The following is a 20,090-nucleotide window of genomic DNA, read 5'->3' as shown; positions in this document are numbered from 1 at the left end:
TTTTTTTCGCATGTGGCACCGCAGACATCCCCGGGGTCGGCAGCAATGCCTCTCCCGGGCTACCAGATCGTACCCGCCAGGTAGTCCGGCCACGCGCAGTACCGCCGGGAAGCGAGTCAATCCCCCCCTCACCGCCATATTCAAGATGAGAGCCTGTACGCAAGTACGGGCTTTTTTTTCGCATGTGGCACCGCAGACATCCCCGGGGTCGGCAGCAATGCCTCTCCCGGGCTACCAGATCGTACCCGCCAGGTAGCCCGTCCAGGCGCAGCGCCGCCAGGAGGATGCCCAAAAACAACAAAGCCCGGGCTAGCCCGGGCCTTGCTCACAGTATGACGATTAATAATAGGCTTTCAGCGTCCGCTGGCAGAGGGCCGAGCGCACGCAGTCATCGGTGGTGAAACGCACGATGCCGATCATCTCGTCTTCCTCAAAACGCGCCAGCGCATCGCTCAGGCCAGATCTCACACCAGAGGGCAAGTCGCACTGGGTGATATCGCCATTGACGATGACCGTCACGTTCTCCCCGAGGCGGGTCAAAAACATCTTCATTTGCGCTGCGGTCACGTTCTGGGCCTCGTCCAGAATCACCACCGCATTTTCAAAGGTACGTCCGCGCATATAGGCGAACGGCGCGATTTCCACCTTGCCGATTTCCGGACGCAGGCAGTACTGCATAAAGGAAGCCCCCAACCTTTTCACCAGCACGTCGTAAACCGGTCGGAAATAGGGCGCGAACTTCTCGGCGATATCTCCCGGTAAGAAGCCGAGATCTTCGTCGGCCTGCAGAACGGGACGGGTAACAATAATTCTGTCCACATCCTTATGGATCAGAGCTTCAGCTGCCTTCGCCGCACTGATCCAGGTCTTGCCGCATCCGGCTTCACCGGTGGCGAAAATCAGCTGTTTATTGTCGATGGCATTCAAATAATGCGCCTGAGCTTCATTGCGCGCCTCAATTGGGGAAGTATCACGGCTGTCCCGCGCCATGCCAATTGCTTCTACGCCACTCATTTGCACAAGCGATGTGACCGATTCTTCTTCACGTTGTTTATGGCTACGTGAATCCCGTCTCAGCACACGTTTTGCTTCACGACGAGCTTTGATCACTGCTTTTTGTCTTCCCATGGATAGCACCTTGCGTTGTAGGTTTACATCACACGCGTCAACATCGACGCGACTATGCGCACGAACGATTGAGGTTTGGCTTCCTTGTAAGCCATTGCTTGCCGGTAGAACTGACAACGAGTCGCGGCTACGCGCACCGCGTACCCTGCCAAGGTTGTAATAATTTGAAGCGGAAGGAGAAAGGGTAAGAAAATCGCTGCCGGAAGCGGGGCTTCCGTGCTGAAGAGTACGGTCTGTGGTTTTACGTTGTCCGGTACGGGACCTTACCATTCGCGATCTCCATAGTGAAACGTCACACTGCCGGGAACTACCGCGTATGTAATAAGTACATCAAAAAAGATTCTTAATGCAACTTATTTTTCACAATGACGCAACAAATAGTTCTTAAGCAAGTGTAGGAAACTATCGGTCATTTGTATTACAGAAATATAACACATGGCAGGAAATATAATAAAAAAGAGAAAAACAGCAGAAAACGCCCTGCCCTCACGGACAGGGTCGGTATCAGGCCTGCAGCAGCGACTGTGCCAGATAGTGCTTATCATCCACCACGCCGGGTAAAACAAAGAAGTAGCCCCCGCCGATGGGTTTGACGTACTCCTCCAGCGCCTCGCCGTTAAGCCGTTTCTGCACCGTCAGAAAACCCTTTTCCAGATCGTGCTGATAGCAAACGAACAACAGTCCCATATCCAGTTGCCCTGCGTTAGTGACGCCCAGCGAATAGCTGTAGCCACGGCGCATCATCAGGCTGGACTGGGTTTCCGGCGTGCGAGGATTGGCCAGACGAATATGACTATCCAGCGCGATCGTCTCCCCGCCAGGATCGTTGCTGTAATCCGGGGTATCGTGTTCGTTTTTCATCCCCAGCGGCGCACCGCTGTGCTTGTCGCGGCCAAAGATCGTCTGCTGCTCTTTCAGCGGCGTCCGGTCCCAAAACTCGACGTGAAACTGGATGATGCGCGCCGCCTGATAGCTGCCGCCCACGGTCCAGGCCGGCTCGTCCTGATCGGCTGTCACCCACACGACTTTATCCATCAGCGCGCTGTCATGGCTCGGCGGGTTAGCAGTACCATCTTTAAAACCCAACAGATTGATGGGAGTCTCTTTGCCTTTACTGCGCGCCGCGCTGTCGGAGATAAACCCTTCCCGCTTCCAGCGCACGCTCAGCAGATCCGGCGTATGTTTGATGACATCGCGCAGGGCGTGGATCACCGTATCCTGAGTATTGGCGCAGATCTGCAGCAGCAGGTCGCCATGGCACAGGGCGGCATCCAGTGAATCGTTGGGGAAGCGGGTCATCGGCTGCAGTTTTTTCGGCGCTTTATCCGCCAGGCCAAAACGCTCATCAAACAGCGAATGGCCAACCGAGACGGTCATGGTCAGGTTATCCGGTGCAATCCACGCCCCTAAGATGCCGGAATCCATCGGCGGCAGCCGCGGATTAGGCGTGTCCGGCGCCGGGCCGCCCTGGGTTAAAAAGGCGATACGCTGGGTAAGCAGTCGAAACAGGCGCTCGAGGTCGGCTTTATCGGCCGCCAGCACATCGAACGCCACCAGCATCATCGAGGCCTGCTGCGGCGTCAGGATGCCCGCCTGATGCGGGCCGTAGAAGGGCTGCTTTTCCTGACGGGCGTCGGGTGCCAGCGTCCCGGGGGAACTTTCCGCTTTTGCCGCATGCGCCACCGGGCAGCCGCCGGTGATGGCCAGCGCGCCGCCAAGCGCGCCGATCCCTTTCAGTAAGCGACGACGTGACGGCTCGTTCACGTCGTGGGGTTTCTGTTGTGCCATCGACTTAGTCCAGACCCAGGATCCCGCGCAGCTGAGCCAGATCTTCCGCCAGAGTGGTGATCGGCCCTTTCAGCGCATTACGGTCAGCGGTGGTCAGCTTATCGTAGGTCTCGAAACCGTCTTTGGTGCGATATTTGCTGAGGATGCTGTCCACTTTCTTAAAGTTGGCGTCCACTTTCGCCAGCAGCGCGCTGTTCTCTTTTTGCAGCTGCGGGCGCAGCAGGTCGACAATTTTCTGTGCGCCGTCAATGTTGGCCTGGAAGTCCCACAGGTCGGTGTGGCTGTAACGATCTTCTTCGCCGCTGATCTTGCTGGCCGCGACTTCCTCAATTAATCCGGCCGCCCCGCCCACCACTTTTGACGGCGGGAATGCCAGCTCGCTGATACGCTTTTGCAGCTCCAGCACATCGCTGTTCAGCTGATCGGCATATTTTTCCATGCCCTTGACGCTGTTATCGCCAAACAGCGCCTTTTCCAGACGGTGGAAACCGGTGAATTTCGGATCTTCCGCTTTTTTCTCGAAGTCGTCTTCGCGGGCGTCGATGCTGCCGTCAAGATCAGAGAACAGCTCGGCAATCGGCTCGATGCGCTCGTAATGCTGGCGCGTCGGGGCGTACAGCGCTTTCGCTTTTTCGATGTCGCCCGCTTTCACCGCGTCGGTAAAGGCTTTGGTGCCGCTGACCAGCTGCGCGGTTTCCGCCGTCACATAGGCTTTGTAAGCGGTGATCGCGTCGCCGAGGCTCAGCACCGCATCCGCTTTCGCCGCGTCTTTGGTTGCTTCGCCGGTGACAATCAGTTTCCCTTTCGGGTTGGTGAGCAGGCCGCAGGTCATATCATATTCGCCTGGCTGCAGGTTAGCGGTGAGCTTTTGGGTAAAGCCCGGCGCGATGTTCTCACGCTCTTCCACCACCATGACCCCTTTCAGAATTTCCCACTCCAGCGCTTTCTGGCTATGGTTCTGAATAATAAACTGGGTTTTACCCGCTTTAACGGTCACCTGCATCGGCTCGCACTGCTTGTCGTTGACGGTGACTTTGACCTGCGGGATATCCGCAGCCTGAGCACCCAATGCAGAGCTGAGCAGCGCGGCCACGGTCGCCCGCAGCGCATTACGGCGAAAATGAATCATCATGATCATCCCTTTCGGTAAGTAGAGTGTCGCTTATAAGCTCGCAGCGCCCGGTCAGGCAGCCCGCGAGGCAGTGGTATTATTCCGCGGCGGCAGGGCAAACAGCACGAGCGCCGGGATCAGATAAAGCAGATAGACCGCCACTTCGCTAACGCTCGGGGTCTCCTGGTAGCCGAAGATCCCTTCAAGCAGTGTGCCGAACAGCGTATGCGTCGACAGCACGTTGCTCAGATCGAAGGCCGTATCCTGGAACAGGTTCCACAGGCCAGCCTCGTGGAAGGCGCGGATCGCCCCGGCAGCCAGACCAGCGGCCACCAGCAGAATAAACAGGCTGGTCCATTTGAAGAACACGCCGAGGTTAAGGCGGATACCGCCCCAGTAGAGCAGGAAGCCCAGCACGATTGCCGTGGCCAGACCCAGCAGCGCACCCAGCGGCGGCCAGATGCCGACATCCTGCTGGAATGCCGCCAGCAGAAAGAAGACCGACTCCAGCCCCTCACGGGCAACGGCGAAAAAGACCATCATCACCAGCGCCCAGCCGTGGTGATTGCCGCGCTGCAGCGCCTTGTCCACGGCCTGCTCCAGCTGCTGTTTAACGTTGCGCGAGACATTGCGCATCCAGAAGACCATCCACGTCAGGATCACCACCGCGATGACCGCGACGATCCCCTCGAACAACTCCTGTTCGCGCTGAGGAAATTCCCCGGTGGTTTCGTTGATAAAAATGCCTAAGCCAAGACACAGCGCCGCCGCGAGGATCACGCCAATCCACATCACGCCAATCCAGTTTCCCCGCTGGGTGCGTTTCAGATAGCTGGCGATCAGGCTGACAATCAGCGCCGCCTCAAGGCCTTCGCGTAACATAATGAGAAATGGGACAAACATACCAATACCCTTAAATGTAAAGCACCGTCAACGAATGCAAAAACAGGTAATATTTATGATAGTGATTATCATTACAATACTCAGAAACACAAGCGAAATGTTTAGAGAATGATGACTATCTGTAAATAAATCGCTGGCAAATAATGACTTACGAAAATATTCGCCTGTTATGAGGGAAAAGAATAAGCAAAGGATTTTTTACGCCAGATATTTTCCCGTGGCAGCGGCTATGGCTAAATGGCGGCCTTATTGACCTGCGAAAAGAACAACATGACTGCATTTTTTCATTTCCTGCTGGCGCTGGTGGTGATCCTCGCCCTGGCCTGGCTTGTCAGCTACGACAGACAAAAAATTCGTATTCGTTACATTCTCCAGTTGATTATTATCGAAATAGCGCTCGCCTTCTTTTTCCTGCACGCAGAAAGCGGCCTGTGGCTGGTGAAAAATATCTCCGGCTTTTTTGCTTCACTGTTAGGCTTTGCCGCTGAAGGGACCAATTTCGTCTTTGGCGGCATGAGCGAAAAAGGGTTAGCCTTTATTTTCCTTGGCGTCCTGTGTCCGATTGTGTTTATTTCCGCGCTGATTGGTATTCTTCAGCACTGGCGGATCCTGCCGATTTTCATTCGTGTCATCGGCACCCTGCTGTCGAAGGTAAACGGCATGGGTAAGCTGGAATCTTTCAACGCCGTCAGCTCGCTGATCCTCGGCCAGTCGGAGAACTTCATCGCCTACAAGGGCGTACTGGGCGACCTCTCCTCACGCCGGCTGTTCACCATGGCGGCGACGGCCATGTCGACCGTATCGCTGTCGATTGTCGGCGCTTATATGACCATGCTGGATGCCAAATATGTCGTCGCGGCGCTGATCCTGAATATGTTCAGCACCTTTATCGTGCTGTCGGTGATTAACCCGACGCGGCCGGGCAGCGAGCAGGAAATAAAACTCGAGAAGCTGCACGAATCGCAGAGTTTCTTTGAAATGCTCGGGGAATATATTCTGGCCGGCTTTAAAGTGGCGATGATTATTCTGGCGATGCTGATCGGCTTTATCGCCCTGATCAGCGCCATTAACGCGCTGTTCGCTACCCTGTTTGGTCTCAGCTTTCAGCAGATCCTCGGTTATGTCTTTTATCCGCTGGCCTGGCTTATCGGCATCCCGCTGAGCGATGCGCTGAACGCCGGCAGCATCATGGCCACCAAACTGGTCGCTAACGAATTTGTGGCGATGATTGAGCTGCAAAAGATTGCCGCCAGCATGACGCCGCGCGGGCTCGGCATTCTCTCGGTCTTCCTGGTGTCGTTTGCCAACTTTGCCTCGATCGGCATTATCGCCGGGGCGATCAAAGGCCTGAATGAACCGCAGGGCAATATCGTCTCCCGCTTCGGCCTGCGGCTGGTGTATAGCGCCACGCTGGTGAGCCTGCTTTCCGCCAGCTTCGCCGGGCTGGTCCTGTAAGACAAACGGCGGGGCTGCCCCCGCCGTTTACTCAGAACTGCACGCAGACCGGCTGGTCGACACGCATCACCGACTCCTGCGCGAAGCGTGATTTATAGCCCTGGCGCAGGGCTTCAATGCCTGCCTCGCTCTGCGCATCGTTGCCATGGATCACCATCAGCGCCTTACTCTGCTCCCGCACCACCTGACCATTCTGGCCCAGCCACTGGCCGCGGGCATCAAACACCGTCAGCCCATCGCGAAAGCGCGGCGTGACGTCGCGGTCGACAAACTGTTGCCACTCTTCAGCGGTGATGTCTTTCCCCACCGGGCGGCTCAGGCCGAAGTAAAGCGTGGTTTGCACCATGGACCGATCCGCCGGGCAGGCGCCGGGCTTCGCCGCGCGGGTCGACGAACTTCCACCCGCCACGCAGCCGCTGAGTAACCCTGCCAGCACCAGCGCCATTGCACCCTGTCTGAACGTCATCTTTGCTATCCTCATTGTTATTAGTCAGGAAATATCAGCGGATTTTCAAATAATTAGCAAGGGTTATAATATTCGGACCCGGCAACAGGCAAAAAAAAGCCCGCCAGCGGCGGGCTCGTGAGCGTCAGATGACCTTACTCAGCCGTGGCGCGTACCGGCGGCGGCGTATGGTAGTGGGCATCCGCTTCGGCGAAGCGCTGCTGCATGCTGGCCGACGGCGCTTTATCCAGCAGGCTAAAGACCACAATCCCCAGGCTACCGAAGATAAAGCCCGGAATAATTTCATACAGGCCCAGCCAGCCAAACTGCTTCCAGACGATCACGGTCAGGGCGCCAATCACCATCCCGGCCAGCGCGCCGTTACGGGTCATGCGTGACCACATCACCGAGAACAGCACCACCGGACCAAAGGCGGCGCCGAAGCCAGCCCAGGCGTAGCTCACCAGTCCCAGCACGCGGTTTTCCGGATTGGCCGCCAGGGCAATCGCCACCAGGGCAACCACCAGCACCATCATACGCCCCACCCACACCAGCTCTTTCTGGCCGGCGTTTTTGCGCAGGAACGCTTTATACAGATCTTCAGTAATCGCGCTGGAGCAGACCAGCAGCTGACAGCTCAGGGTGGACATCACCGCCGCCAGAATCGCCGACAGCAGGATCCCGGCAATCCACGGATTAAACAGGATTTGCGCCAGTTCGATAAACACGCGCTCGGCGTTCTGGTTAACCGCGCCCGCCAGGCTCGGGTTGTTATTGAAGTAGGCAATCCCAAAGAAGCCAACGGCCACTGCGCCCGCCAGGCACAGGATCATCCAGGTCATACTGATGCGACGTGCGTGAACGATGCTGTGGTGCGAATCCGCCGCCATAAAGCGCGCCAGAATATGCGGCTGGCCGAAATAGCCCAGCCCCCAGCCCATCAGCGAAATAATCGCCACGAAGTTCAGCCCCTTGAGCATGTCGATATTTTCGATGCTCTTTTGTTTAATGACTTCCAGCGAATCACCAAAGCCGCCGACGGAAATAATCACGATCACCGGGGTGAGGATCAGGGCAAAAATCATCAGGCTGGCCTGCACGGTATCGGTCCAGCTGACGGCGAGGAAGCCGCCGACGAAGGTATAGATAATCGTCGCCGCCGCACCGGCCCACAGTGCGGTTTCATAACTCATACCGAAGGTGCTTTCAAACAGACGCGCCCCCGCCACAATTCCCGAGGCGCAATAGATGGTAAAGAACAGCAGAATAACCAACGCCGAAATAATTCTCAGCACCCGGCTTTTATCTTCAAAACGGCCGGTAAAATAATCGGGCAGCGTCAGGGCGTTATTATTCACCTCGGTATGCACGCGCAGGCGACCGGCCACCAGCTTCCAGTTAATCCACGCCCCCAGCGTTAAACCAATGGCGATCCAGCTTTCGGAAATCCCGGAGAGGAAAATCGCTCCCGGCAGTCCCATCAGCAGCCAGCCGCTCATATCCGACGCCCCCGCGGAAAGCGCGGTCACAAATGGCCCCAGACTCCGCCCGCCGAGAATATAATCATCGAAGTTTTTGGTCGAACGCCAGGCAATAAACCCGATTAAAACCATACCAAAAATATAAACAATAAATGTCACCAGCATCGGTGTGCTAATAGCCATGCAAAGTCTCCAGAATTTTTTATCGACAGCGTCCCGCTTTGTCGTTTTTTCCACTACCGGAACGGGGTAATGGTGCGTTGTTTAATTGGGCGACCGTATCCTGACGGAAGCTTCGGTTTTTCACAAATGATTTAACACAGCATTTACACGAAAAACCGGCAGCGCAAAACGTCATTTTTTTAGAGGTTGCACTCTCTCACGTTTTTAAAGGTTGCACCAAACAAAAGTGTTAACTCACGCATACAAATACCCTATGAGGCCGGGGTTAAAATTCTGCTATTTTGAGTATTATTTTTAACAAATCCGCCATTTCACGGCTTGCGTCACAAGCCACAATTAACAAGGTTGCACAAAGTTGCAACATGGTGGATATTTCCATGCAACCGCATAAGCCTAACGATAAATGACAGGAGTTCTGAGCATGGGCACCACCACCATGGGTGTTAAGCTTGACGACGCCACCCGCGAGCGCATTAAGTCCGCCGCGAGCCGTATTGACCGCACGCCGCACTGGCTGATTAAACAGGCCATCTTCAATTATCTGGAAAAACTGGAGAACGACGAGACGCTGCCTGAGCTGCCGGCCCTGCTCTCCGGCGCCGCCAATGAAAGCGATGAAGCAGGTTCCCCGGCGGAAGAACCTTATCAGCCGTTCCTCGAATTTGCCGAGCAGATCCTGCCGCAGTCGGTGAGCCGCGCAGCGATCACCGCCGCCTGGCGACGTCCGGAAACCGACGCGGTACCGATGCTGCTGGAGCAGGCCCGTCTGCCGCAGCCGCTGGGCGAACAGGCACACAAGCTGGCGTATCAGTTGGCGGAAAAACTGCGCAACCAGAAAACCGCCAGCGGCCGCGCCGGCATGGTGCAGAGTCTGCTGCAGGAGTTCTCCCTTTCTTCACAGGAAGGGGTGGCGCTGATGTGCCTGGCGGAAGCCCTGCTGCGTATTCCGGATAAAGCCACCCGCGATGCGCTGATCCGCGACAAAATCAGCAATGGCAACTGGCAGTCGCACATCGGCCGCAGCCCGTCGCTGTTCGTCAACGCCGCCACCTGGGGGCTGCTGTTTACCGGCAAACTGGTGTCGACCCATAACGAGACCAGCCTCTCCCGCTCGCTGAACCGCATCATCGGCAAGAGCGGCGAACCCCTGATCCGCAAAGGCGTCGATATGGCGATGCGCCTGATGGGCGAGCAGTTCGTTACTGGCGAAACCATCGCCGAAGCGCTGGCTAACGCCCGCAAGCTGGAAGAAAAAGGGTTCCGCTATTCCTACGATATGCTCGGCGAAGCGGCGCTCACCGCCGCCGATGCCCAGGCCTATATGGTCTCTTATCAGCAGGCGATCCACGCCATCGGCAAAGCCTCCAACGGCCGCGGCATTTATGAAGGCCCGGGCATCTCGATTAAACTCTCCGCGCTGCATCCGCGCTACAGCCGCGCGCAGTATGACCGGGTGATGGAAGAGCTTTACCCGCGTCTGAAATCGCTGACCCTGCTGGCGCGCCAGTACGATATCGGCATCAACATCGACGCCGAAGAGGCCGATCGCCTGGAGATCTCCCTCGATCTGCTGGAAAAACTCTGTTTCGAACCGGAGCTGGCCGGCTGGAACGGCATCGGCTTCGTGATCCAGGCCTATCAGAAGCGCTGCCCGTTCGTCATCGATGCCCTGATCGACCTCGCGACCCGCAGCCGTCGTCGCCTGATGATCCGTCTGGTGAAAGGCGCCTACTGGGATAGCGAAATCAAACGCGCGCAGATGGAAGGCCTCGAAGGCTATCCGGTTTACACCCGCAAGGTTTATACCGACGTCTCCTACCTCGCCTGCGCCAAAAAACTGCTGGCGGTGCCGAACCTGATTTACCCGCAGTTCGCCACCCACAACGCCCATACCCTGGCGGCTATCTACCAGCTGGCGGGCCAGAACTACTACCCGGGTCAGTATGAATTCCAGTGCCTGCACGGCATGGGCGAACCGCTGTACGAGCAGGTGGTGGGCAAAGTCGCCGACGGCAAACTGAACCGTCCATGCCGGATCTACGCCCCGGTGGGTACCCACGAAACGCTGCTGGCGTATCTGGTGCGCCGTCTGCTGGAAAACGGCGCCAATACCTCCTTCGTCAACCGTATCGCGGACAATACCCTGCCGCTGGACGAGCTGGTCGCCGACCCGGTCAGCGCGGTAGAAAAACTGGCGCAGCAGGAAGGCCAGGCCGGCCTGCCGCATCCGAAAATCCCGCTGCCGCGCGATCTCTACGGCAGCGGCCGGAGCAACTCCGCCGGTCTCGATCTGGCGAACGAGCACCGTCTGGCCTCCCTCTCCTCTTCCCTGCTTAACAGCGCGCTGCATAAATGGCAGGCATTGCCGATGCTGGAGCAGCCGGTGGCCGAAGGCGAAATGCAGCCGGTGGTTAACCCGGCAGAACCGAAAGATATCGTCGGCTACGTCCGCGAAGCCAGCGACGCCGAAGTGCAGCAGGCGCTGACCAGCGCTATCAACAATGCGCCGATCTGGTTCGCCACCCCGCCGCAGGAGCGCGCCGCCATTCTTGAGCGCGCCGCGGTGCTGATGGAAAGCCAGATGCCGACCCTGATGGGGATCCTGGTGCGCGAGGCGGGTAAAACCTTCAGCAACGCCATCGCTGAAGTACGCGAAGCCGTCGACTTCCTGCACTATTACGCCGGCCAGGTGCGCGACGATTTCGATAATGAAACCCACCGCCCGCTGGGCCCGGTGGTCTGTATCAGCCCGTGGAACTTCCCGCTGGCGATCTTCACCGGCCAGATTGCCGCCGCGCTGGCGGCCGGCAATAGCGTGCTGGCGAAACCGGCAGAGCAGACGCCGCTTATCGCCGCCCAGGGCGTGGCGATTCTGCTGGAGGCCGGCGTGCCGCCAGGCGTTATTCAACTGCTGCCGGGCCGCGGAGAGACCGTGGGCGCCGCGCTAACCTCCGATGATCGCGTACGCGGCGTGATGTTCACCGGCTCCACCGAAGTGGCGACGCTGCTGCAGCGCAATATTGCCAGCCGCCTCGATCCCCAGGGTCGCCCGACACCGCTGATCGCCGAAACCGGCGGGATGAACGCGATGATCGTCGACTCGTCGGCGCTGACCGAGCAGGTGGTGATCGACGTCCTGGCTTCCGCGTTCGACAGCGCCGGCCAGCGCTGCTCCGCCCTGCGCGTGCTCTGCCTGCAGGAAGAGGTCGCCGACCATACGTTAACCATGCTGCGCGGCGCCATGAGCGAGTGCCGGATGGGCAATCCGGGCCGGCTGACCACCGATATTGGCCCGGTTATCGACACGGAAGCGAAAGAGAATATTGAACGCCATATTCAGGCGATGCGCGCCAAAGGACGCACCGTCTACCAGGCGGTGCGCGAGAATAGCGAAGACGCAAGCGAATGGCGCCACGGGACCTTCGTGCCGCCGACGCTTATCGAACTCGATAGCTTCGACGAGCTGAAAAAAGAGGTCTTCGGCCCGGTGCTGCACGTGGTGCGCTATAACCGTAACGAGCTGGACAAACTGGTCGAGCAGATTAACGCCTCTGGCTATGGCCTGACCCTCGGCGTGCATACCCGCATCGACGAGACCATCGCCCAGGTCACCGGCAGTGCGAAGGTGGGCAACCTGTACGTCAACCGCAATATGGTTGGCGCCGTGGTCGGCGTGCAGCCGTTCGGCGGCGAAGGGTTGTCCGGTACCGGTCCGAAAGCCGGCGGTCCGCTGTACCTGTACCGTCTGCTCTCCAGCCGTCCACAAGGCGCAGTTGGCGTGACCTTCTCCCGCCAGGATGCGGAGCGCCCGCTGGACGCCCAGCTGAAAACGCTGCTGGAAAAACCACTCCTGGCGCTGCAGCAGTGGGCGGCGGGCCGTCCTGAGCTACAGGCGCTGTGCCAGCAGTACAGCGAGCAGGCGCAAAGCGGTACCCAACGCCTGCTGCCCGGGCCAACCGGCGAGCGCAATACCCTGACGCTGATGCCGCGCGACCGTGTGCTGTGCGTCGCGGATAACGAGCAGGATGCGCTGATCCAGCTGGCGGCCGCGTTGGCGGTGGGTTGTGAAGTACTGTGGCCGGACAGCGCCCTGCAGCGCGATTTGGCGAAGAAGCTGCCGCGGGACGTCAGCGAGCGAATTCGCTTTGCCAAAGCGGAGCAGTTACCTGGCCAGGCCTTCGACGCGGTTATCTACCACGGCGATTCCGACCAGCTGCGCGAGCTGTGCGAGCAGGTGGCGGCACGCGACGGGGCGATAGTCTCGGTGCAGGGCTTCGCCCGCGGCGAAACCAACCTGCTGCTGGAGCGGCTGTATATCGAGCGTTCGCTGAGCGTTAACACCGCGGCGGCAGGCGGTAACGCCAGCCTGATGACCATCGGCTAAAACAGGCTCCCCGGCGGCGCTGCGCTTACCGGGGCTACCTACCACCGCCAAAGGGTAGCCCGGATAAGGCGCTGTGATCATCCCCGGTGGCGCTGCGCTTACCGGGGCTACCTGTCTCATGGCACGGGGGCGGCCAGTATTGTAGGTCGGGTAAGCGTAGCGCCACCCGACAACATAACAATACAACGAGGTAGCCCGGATAAGGCGCTGTGCGCCGCCATCCGGGAAATCGGCGCAGTGATCAGCTAATGACAGCCGACGTCAGCTGTGTTTAATTAAGGCTCCCGGACGGGAGCCTTTTTTATGGGAGCAGAACAATGAAACGCACGTTATTTGCCGTGATGGCCCTGCTGGCCAGCGGCGCGGCGCTGGCAGACGAGTGCAGCAACGCCAATACCCAAACCGAAATGAATCAGTGCGCGGCCGCGCAGTTTCAGGCGGCCGACAAAAAACTGAATGACACCTGGCAGCAGGCCCTGCAGCGCGCGGTGGGTAAACAACAGACATTACTGAAGCAGGCGCAGCAGGCATGGATCGCCCTGCGCGACGCCGATTGCGCCTTCCTCGCGTCCGGCGCCGAAGGCGGCAGCATGCAGCCGATGCTGGTAAGCCAGTGCATGACCGATAAGAGCGTGGAGCGGGAGTCATTCCTCTCCTCGCTACTGCAGTGCGAAGATGGCGATCAAAGCTGCCCACTGCCACCGGCCAATTAACGGACGCGAATGCCTTCGATAATCATCCGCTGGACATTATCGACCGTTTGTTCAAAAAAGGCCGCGTCCTGCAGCGTGGCGCCGGTGACTGCCTCCACCTGGGTAGCGAAGTCGGCGTAATGCTGGGTGGTGGCCCAGATCATAAAGATTAAATGCTGCGGATCGACCGGCGCCAGCTTGCCGCGGTCGATCCAGCCGGAGACAATCGCCGATTTCTCATCGACCAGCGCTTTCAGGTCCCCGGTCAGTTCGCCCATCAGCAGCGGCGCCCCCTGCAGCATCTCGAGGCAGAACAGCTTCGAGGCCTGGGGATGATCGCGGGACACCTCCAGCTTCAGGCGAATATATTCGCGGATCGCCACCAGCGGGCTGATATCCTCACGAAACGCCTTCAGCGGCGCCAGCCAGATGGCGAGGATCTGCTGCAGGACAGCCACATACAGCGCCTCTTTCGAAGGGTAGTAATAGAGCAGATTGGTTTTCGATACCCCGGCGCGCTCAGCCACTTGCTCCAGTCGCGTACCGTGAATACCAAATTGCGAAAATGCCTCCAGCGCGGCGGCCAGGATGGCCTCCTTTTTGGCGCTTACCGCTTGTGAACGTTTGCCGTTTTTCTTCACCGCGCCCTGTGTCATACATCCTCTCCTTCAGTTGACGCCACCAGCATAGCAAAAGCCCTGCGCCGACACGACCCCGTGCACCCTGATTGCGCATGACTGCCGTTTTTTCGTGCACTGATTTTGACCATCCAGTCCACTTTTTTATCGTCCTTTTTAGCAACTCAAAAGTAACACATTAATAACATTGGCATTTATAAAACTGGCATCGCGTTTGCTTTAGCTCTTCTGCAAGGTGGTCCAGGGAGAGGCAGGATGCCGCACCACCGCAATTCCATCTTCCATGACTGCAGAGAGGTAGGTATGAAAATTGGTGTTTTCGTTCCCATTGGCAACAACGGCTGGCTGATCTCTACTCATGCCCCGCAGTATATGCCGACCTTCGAACTGAATAAGGCTATCGTGCAGAAAGCCGAGCACTACCATTTCGACTTCGCGCTCTCCATGATCAAGCTGCGCGGCTTCGGCGGGAAAACCGAGTTCTGGGATCACAACCTGGAGTCCTTCACCCTGATGGCCGGCCTGGCGGCGGTGACCTCGAAGATCCAGATCTACGCCACCGCCGCCACCCTGACGCTGCCGCCGGCGATTGTCGCCCGGATGGCCTCCACTATCGACTCCATCTCCGGCGGTCGGTTTGGCGTCAATCTGGTGACCGGCTGGCAAAAACCGGAATATGACCAGATGGGCATGTGGCCGGGAGATGACTATTTCGCCAGCCGCTATGACTATCTCACCGAATACGTTCAGGTGCTCCGTGACCTGTGGGACACCGGGCGCAGCGATTTCAAAGGTGACTACTTCACCATGAACGACTGCCGGGTCAGCCCGCGCCCTTCGCAGCCGATGAAGGTGATCTGCGCCGGGCAGAGCGATGCCGGTATGGCCTTCTCCGCTCAGCACGCGGACTACAACTTCTGCTTTGGCAAAGGAGTCAATACGCCAACGGCCTTTGCCCCGACCGCCGCGCGCATGATGCAGGCGGCGGAAAAAACCGGCCGCGATGTGGGGTCCTATGTGCTGTTTATGGTGATCGCCGACGAAACCGACGAGGCGGCGCGCGCCAAATGGGAACATTACAAAGCGGGCGCCGATGAAGAAGCGCTGGCGTGGCTCACCGAGCAGAGTCAGAAAGACACCCGCTCCGGCAGCGATACCAACGTGCGCCAGATGGCCGACCCCACCTCGGCGGTCAACATTAACATGGGCACCCTTGTCGGATCGTATGCCAGCGTCGCGCGGATGCTCGATGAAGTGGCGAGCGTGCCCGGTACCGACGGCGTGCTGCTGACCTTTGATGATTTTCTTGCCGGCATCGACGCCTTTGGCGAACGCATTCAGCCGCTGATGCGCTGCCGGGACCACATTGCTCCTGTTACCCGTGAGGTGGCCTGATGATTACCCTTCCCGCTCGCCCGGAATCCCTGACCTTCGCGCCGCAGCAGAGCGCGCTGATTGTGGTCGATATGCAGAACGCCTACGCCAGCCAGGGCGGTTATCTGGATCTCGCTGGCTTTGACGTCTCCGCCACCCGGCCGGTTATCGACAATATTAATACCGCCGTCGCCGCCGCCCGCGCCGCGGGTATGCTGATTATCTGGTTCCAGAATGGCTGGGATGACCAGTATGTTGAAGCTGGCGGCCCGGGCTCGCCGAACTATCACAAGTCCAACGCGCTGAAAACGATGCGCCAGCGTCCGGAGCTGCAGGGCAAGCTGCTGGCGAAAGGCGGCTGGGATTATCAGCTGGTGGACGAGCTGACGCCGCAGGAAGGCGACATCGTGTTGCCGAAACCGCGTTACAGCGGCTTCTTTAACACCCCGCTCGACAGCATTTTGCGCAGCCGCGGCATACGCCACCTGGTGTTCACCGGGATCGCCACCAACGTCTGCGTCGAATCGACGCTGCGCGATGGCTTCTTTCTCGAATACTTCGGCATCGTGCTGGAGGATGCCACCCATCAGGCCGGGCCGGCCTTCGCCCAGCAGGCGGCGCTGTTCAATATTGAAACCTTTTTCGGCTGGGTCAGCGACGTCGAGAGTTTCTGCCACGCGCTGTCCCCCGCCACCCCGCTGTCTTTAGCCAAGGAGAAACGTTATGCCTAAACAGGTGATTATTCCGCCAGGCACCACCACGCCGATTGCCCCCTTTGTTCCGGGGACGCTCGCCGACGGGGTGGTCTACGTCTCGGGCACCCTGCCGTTTGATAAGCAAAACAATGTGGTGCACATCGGCGACCCAAAGGCGCAAACCCGCCACGTGCTGGAGACCATCAAGAGCGTTATCGAAACGGCGGGCGGGAGTATGGCGGATGTGACTTTCAACAGCATCTTTATCACCGACTGGACAAATTACGCCGCGATTAACGAGGTCTACGCCGAGTTCTTCCCCGGCGATAAACCGGCGCGCTTCTGCATTCAGTGCGGGCTGGTGAAGCCTGATGCGCTGGTGGAAATCGCCAGCGTCGCCCATATCGGCACCCCGACATGATGAGGCTCAATATTGCTCCAGCCCCATGGCCCGGCGCGCCGGTGGTGGTCCTCAGCGCCGGCCTTGGCGGGGGCGGCGGCTACTGGCTGGCGCAGCGCGCGGCGCTGGAGGCACAGTATCAGTTGGTGAGTTATGACCATAACGGGACCGGGGAAAACGCCGGCCCGCTGCCCGCCGACTACAGCATGGTGACGATGGCCGGGGAGCTGTTCAGCGCCCTGCAGGCGGCGGGGATCACCCGCTTTGCGCTGGTGGGCCACGCCCTGGGGGCGTTGATTGGCCTGCAGCTGGCGCTCGATCGCCCCGAGGCGGTGAGCGCCCTGGTGCTGGTCAACGGCTGGCTGACGCTGTCGCCGCATACCCGCCGCTGCTTCCTGGTGCGCGAGCGTCTGCTGCATGCCGGCGGCGCGCAGGCGTGGGTTGAAGCGCAACCGCTGTTTCTCTACCCGGCGGAATGGATGGCCGCGCGCCTGCCGCGCCTCGAAGCGGAAGATGCGCTTGCCATCAGTCATTTTCAGGGCAAGGATAATCTGCTGAAGCGACTGCAGGCCCTGAAGCAGGCTGATTTTTCACGCCGTGCGGCGGCCATTGCCTGTCCGACGCTGATTGTCAGCGCCGCTGACGACCTGCTGGTCCCGGCCTCCTGCTCCCGCGTGCTGCAGGCGGCGATCCCCGGCAGCCAGCATGTGGAGATGCCGTGGGGCGGCCATGCCTGTAACGTCACCGACGCCGATACGTTTAATACCATTTTATGCGACGGGCTGGCCGCTATGCTGCCGGTCGCCAGGGAGATCTAATGAACGACGCGATAAACCACACGGCCTGCGAGACGCTGTTTACCCAGGCCCGGACCCACAACGGCTGGCTGGATAAGCCGGTGAGCGACGCGCAACTGCAGGCCGTCTGGGACCTGATGAAAATGGGGCCTACCTCCGCCAACTGTTCGCCGGCGCGCATCGTGTTCGTCCGTAGCGCGGAAGGCAAAGAGAAGCTCCGCCCAACGCTCTCCAGCGGCAATCTGCAGAAAACCATGCAGGCGCCGGTGACCGCCATCGTGGCATGGGATAGCGCCTTCTACGACCGGCTGCCGACCCTGTTTCCCCACGGTGACGCCCGCAGCTGGTTTACCTCCAGCCCGCAGCTGGCGGAAGAGACCGCGTTTCGCAACAGCTCGCTGCAGGCGGCGTACCTGATTTTCGCCTGCCGCGCGCTGGGCCTCGACACCGGGCCGATGTCCGGTTTTGACCGGGAAAAAGTCGACGCGGCGTTTTTCGCCGACAACGGCTGGAAAAGCAACCTGCTGGTAAATATCGGCTATGGCGACCCCGGCAAGCTGTATGGTCGCCTGCCGCGTCTGTCCTTTGATGAAGCCTGCCTGCTGGCATAAGGAGTTGGCGATGGAGTTAGCGGACAAAGCGAGTTTTCGTGACGCCATGGCCCACGTCGGCGCCGCGGTTAACATTATTACCACCGATGGCCCGGCGGGCCGGGCGGGGTTCACCGCCAGCGCGGTCTGCAGCGTTACCGACACGCCGCCGACCCTGCTGGTCTGCCTGAACCGCTCGGCCTCGGTGTGGCCGGTGTTCAGCGAACACCACACGCTGTGCGTCAATACCCTGGCGGCCGGACAGGAGGCCCTGTCGACGCTGTTTGGCGGTAAAACGGCAATGGACGAGCGTTTTGCCGCCGCCGACTGGCAGACTGGCGCCACCGGCTGTCCGCGGCTGGAGGCGGCGCTGGTCAGCTTTGACTGCCGTATCGACCAGCGCGTCAGCGTCGGCACGCACGACATCCTGTTTTGTCACGTCGTGGCCATTACCCGTCACCCGGAACCCCGGGGACTGATGTGGTTTGACCGCGGTTATCACACGCTTATGCGACCCGCTTGTTAACCTTTAACCCGGGATATCATCATGGCACTCTTCGATTTTCCTCGCTGGAAGTTGACCTCCCCCGCCGCTGAGTCCGGCGTTGTCGCCCCCGATGAACGCTTGTCGGCCGGACAAACGCTGGTGATGGGCGTGCAGCACGCCGTTGCGATGTTCGGCGCGACGGTGCTGATGCCGTTGTTGATGGGGCTCGACCCCAACCTGTCGATTCTGATGTCGGGCGTCGGCACCCTGCTGTTCTTTGTCGTCACCGGCGGACGGGTGCCGAGCTATCTCGGCTCCAGCGCCGCTTTTGTCGGGGTGGTGATCGCCATTACCGGCTTTAACGGCCAGGGGCTGAACCCTCATCTGAGCGTCGCCCTTGGTGGGATCATCGCCTGCGGGCTGGTTTACACCCTGATTGGTCTGGTAGTGATGAAGATCGGCACCCGCTGGATCGAGCGCCTGATGCCGCCGGTGGTGACCGGCGCGGTGGTGATGGCAATCGGCCTGAACCTGGCGCCGATTGCCGTGCGCAGCGTGTCCGCCAGCGCCTTCGACAGCTGGATGGCGGTGTTAACCGTGCTCTGCATCGGCATAGTCGCGGTATTTACCCGCGGGATGCTGCAGCGTCTGCTGATCCTGGTCGGCCTGATCGTCGCCTGCGCACTGTACGCCCTGCTGGCTAACGGTTTTGGCCTTGGCAAACCGCTGGACTTTTCCTCCCTCGCCCAGGCGGAGTGGTTCGGGCTGCCGCACTTTACCACCCCATCCTTTAACGGTCAGGCGATGATGTTGATTGCGCCCGTCGCCGTGATCCTGGTGGCTGAGAACCTGGGGCACCTGAAGGCCGTCGCCGGGATGACCGGGCGCAATATGGACCCGTACATGGGGCGCGCCTTCGTCGGCGACGGGCTGGCGACCATGCTCTCCGGCTCGGTGGGCGGCAGCGGGGTCACGACCTATGCGGAGAACATTGGCGTCATGGCGGTGACCAAGGTCTATTCGACGTTGGTCTTTGTCGCCGCGGCGCTGATCGCGATGCTGCTGGGCTTCTCACCGAAGTTTGGCGCATTAATCCACACCATTCCCGGGCCGGTGATCGGCGGCGCCTCGATCGTGGTGTTTGGCTTAATTGCCGTCGCCGGGGCGCGGATCTGGGTGCAAAACCGCGTCGACCTCAGCCAGAACAGCAATCTGATCATGGTGTCGGTGACCCTGGTGCTGGGCGCAGGGGATTTCGCGCTGTCGGTGGGCGGCTTTACGCTGGGCGGGATTGGCACGGCCACCTTCGGGGCGATCCTGCTGCACGCGCTGCTTCATCGCGGAACGCGGGAAGCGAAGGAGGCCAGGGTAACGCCGGTGTAAGCCACATTAGCGCGGCGTTGGCGCAGGGAGCGGTATGGGCCTGGGTGGTGTGAGCCTGTAGGCCGGATAAGGCATTTATGCCGCCATCCGGCACCGCCGCAGGTACGGAGCCTGACCGCCCGGCGGCGCTGCGCTTGCGCGGGCCTGGAGACAGTC

18 protein-coding genes are annotated in these 20,090 nt (G+C 59.6%); 10 read left to right on the top strand and 8 right to left on the bottom strand.

Annotated features, from left to right (window positions below; all coding sequences use genetic code 11):
* From CWM53_RS31750 to efeU, 5 genes are all read right to left on the bottom strand, one after another.
* Window positions 1-184 (bottom strand): hypothetical protein (locus CWM53_RS31750; protein WP_413773719.1); only part of this gene is annotated, 184 nt, incomplete at its 3' end.
* Window positions 185-339: 155 nt separating this feature from the next.
* Window positions 340-1,128: a phosphate starvation-inducible protein PhoH gene (gene phoH, locus CWM53_RS22420; RefSeq protein ID WP_002898923.1), complete on the bottom strand. Its 789-nt coding sequence runs from the start codon at window positions 1,126-1,128 to the stop codon at window positions 340-342.
* 504 nt (window positions 1,129-1,632) lie between these two features.
* Window positions 1,633-2,916, bottom strand: a complete 1,284-nt coding sequence (efeB, locus tag CWM53_RS22415; RefSeq protein WP_074386354.1) for an iron uptake transporter deferrochelatase/peroxidase subunit — start codon at window positions 2,914-2,916, stop codon at window positions 1,633-1,635.
* Window positions 2,917-2,920: 4 nt separating this feature from the next.
* Window positions 2,921-4,048, bottom strand: coding sequence for an iron uptake system protein EfeO (efeO, locus tag CWM53_RS22410; RefSeq protein ID WP_008805949.1), 1,128 nt, complete (start codon window positions 4,046-4,048; stop codon window positions 2,921-2,923).
* A gap of 51 nt (window positions 4,049-4,099) precedes the next feature.
* Window positions 4,100-4,930, bottom strand: coding sequence for an iron uptake transporter permease EfeU (efeU, locus tag CWM53_RS22405; protein WP_008805948.1), 831 nt, complete (start codon window positions 4,928-4,930; stop codon window positions 4,100-4,102).
* 270 nt (window positions 4,931-5,200) lie between these two features.
* On the opposite strand from efeU, the gene CWM53_RS22400 reads away from it, so the two are divergent.
* Window positions 5,201-6,385, top strand: coding sequence for a NupC/NupG family nucleoside CNT transporter (locus CWM53_RS22400; protein WP_016946978.1), 1,185 nt, complete (start codon window positions 5,201-5,203; stop codon window positions 6,383-6,385).
* A 31-nt stretch (window positions 6,386-6,416) separates the two neighbouring features.
* Here the strand turns inward: CWM53_RS22400 and CWM53_RS22395 are convergent, their stop codons facing one another.
* Entirely contained in the window at window positions 6,417-6,851 is a 435-nt protein-coding gene (locus CWM53_RS22395; RefSeq protein ID WP_100632013.1) for a DUF3574 domain-containing protein, read from the bottom strand.
* A 134-nt stretch (window positions 6,852-6,985) separates the two neighbouring features.
* Window positions 6,986-8,494, bottom strand: coding sequence for a sodium/proline symporter PutP (putP, locus tag CWM53_RS22390; protein WP_008805945.1), 1,509 nt, complete (start codon window positions 8,492-8,494; stop codon window positions 6,986-6,988).
* A gap of 421 nt (window positions 8,495-8,915) precedes the next feature.
* Here putP and putA point away from each other — a divergent pair, with 421 nt between their 5' ends.
* Entirely contained in the window at window positions 8,916-12,878 is a 3,963-nt protein-coding gene (gene putA, locus CWM53_RS22385) for a trifunctional transcriptional regulator/proline dehydrogenase/L-glutamate gamma-semialdehyde dehydrogenase (RefSeq protein WP_100750870.1), read from the top strand.
* A gap of 317 nt (window positions 12,879-13,195) precedes the next feature.
* Window positions 13,196-13,591 (top strand): lysozyme inhibitor LprI family protein, encoded by a 396-nt coding sequence (locus tag CWM53_RS22380; RefSeq protein ID WP_074386357.1) that lies wholly within the window; start codon window positions 13,196-13,198, stop codon window positions 13,589-13,591.
* Here CWM53_RS22380 and rutR read toward each other — a convergent pair.
* Entirely contained in the window at window positions 13,588-14,226 is a 639-nt protein-coding gene (gene rutR, locus CWM53_RS22375; RefSeq protein WP_047666343.1) for an HTH-type transcriptional regulator RutR, read from the bottom strand. The genes CWM53_RS22380 and rutR overlap by 4 nt on opposite strands.
* A 285-nt stretch (window positions 14,227-14,511) precedes the next feature.
* Between rutR and rutA the strand changes: the two genes are divergently transcribed.
* Genes rutA through rutG form a run of 7 tightly spaced genes read left to right on the top strand, consistent with a single transcriptional unit; the run spans window position 14,512 to window position 19,934 of the window.
* Window positions 14,512-15,603: a pyrimidine utilization protein A gene (gene rutA / locus CWM53_RS22370; protein ID WP_100729741.1), complete on the top strand. Its 1,092-nt coding sequence runs from the start codon at window positions 14,512-14,514 to the stop codon at window positions 15,601-15,603.
* A complete protein-coding gene (rutB, locus tag CWM53_RS22365; protein ID WP_008805941.1) occupies window positions 15,603-16,313 on the top strand; it encodes a pyrimidine utilization protein B in 711 nt (236 codons plus the stop codon). Before rutA ends, rutB begins: the two co-directional genes overlap by 1 nt.
* Entirely contained in the window at window positions 16,306-16,698 is a 393-nt protein-coding gene (gene rutC, locus CWM53_RS22360; protein WP_004204505.1) for a pyrimidine utilization protein C, read from the top strand. Before rutB ends, rutC begins: the two co-directional genes overlap by 8 nt.
* Window positions 16,695-17,495 carry a pyrimidine utilization protein D gene (rutD, locus tag CWM53_RS22355; RefSeq protein ID WP_100632011.1) on the top strand — a complete coding sequence of 267 codons (801 nt, stop codon included), beginning with the start codon at window positions 16,695-16,697 and terminating at the stop codon, window positions 17,493-17,495. Before rutC ends, rutD begins: the two co-directional genes overlap by 4 nt.
* Window positions 17,495-18,085 (top strand): malonic semialdehyde reductase, encoded by a 591-nt coding sequence (locus tag CWM53_RS22350; protein ID WP_002898814.1) that lies wholly within the window; start codon window positions 17,495-17,497, stop codon window positions 18,083-18,085. Before rutD ends, CWM53_RS22350 begins: the two co-directional genes overlap by 1 nt.
* A gap of 10 nt (window positions 18,086-18,095) precedes the next feature.
* Window positions 18,096-18,590, top strand: a complete 495-nt coding sequence (gene rutF / locus CWM53_RS22345; protein ID WP_012968592.1) for an NADH-dependent FMN reductase RutF — start codon at window positions 18,096-18,098, stop codon at window positions 18,588-18,590.
* Window positions 18,591-18,611: 21 nt separating this feature from the next.
* Window positions 18,612-19,934 (top strand): pyrimidine utilization transport protein G, encoded by a 1,323-nt coding sequence (gene rutG, locus CWM53_RS22340; protein ID WP_074386360.1) that lies wholly within the window; start codon window positions 18,612-18,614, stop codon window positions 19,932-19,934.
* Window positions 19,935-20,090 lie beyond the last annotated feature (156 nt).

The sequence above is a fragment of the Klebsiella sp. A-Nf5 genome, assembly GCF_002810545.1.
GTDB lineage: Bacteria > Pseudomonadota > Gammaproteobacteria > Enterobacterales > Enterobacteriaceae > Klebsiella > Klebsiella variicola.
This window is presented reverse-complemented; position numbering and strand designations above follow the sequence as displayed.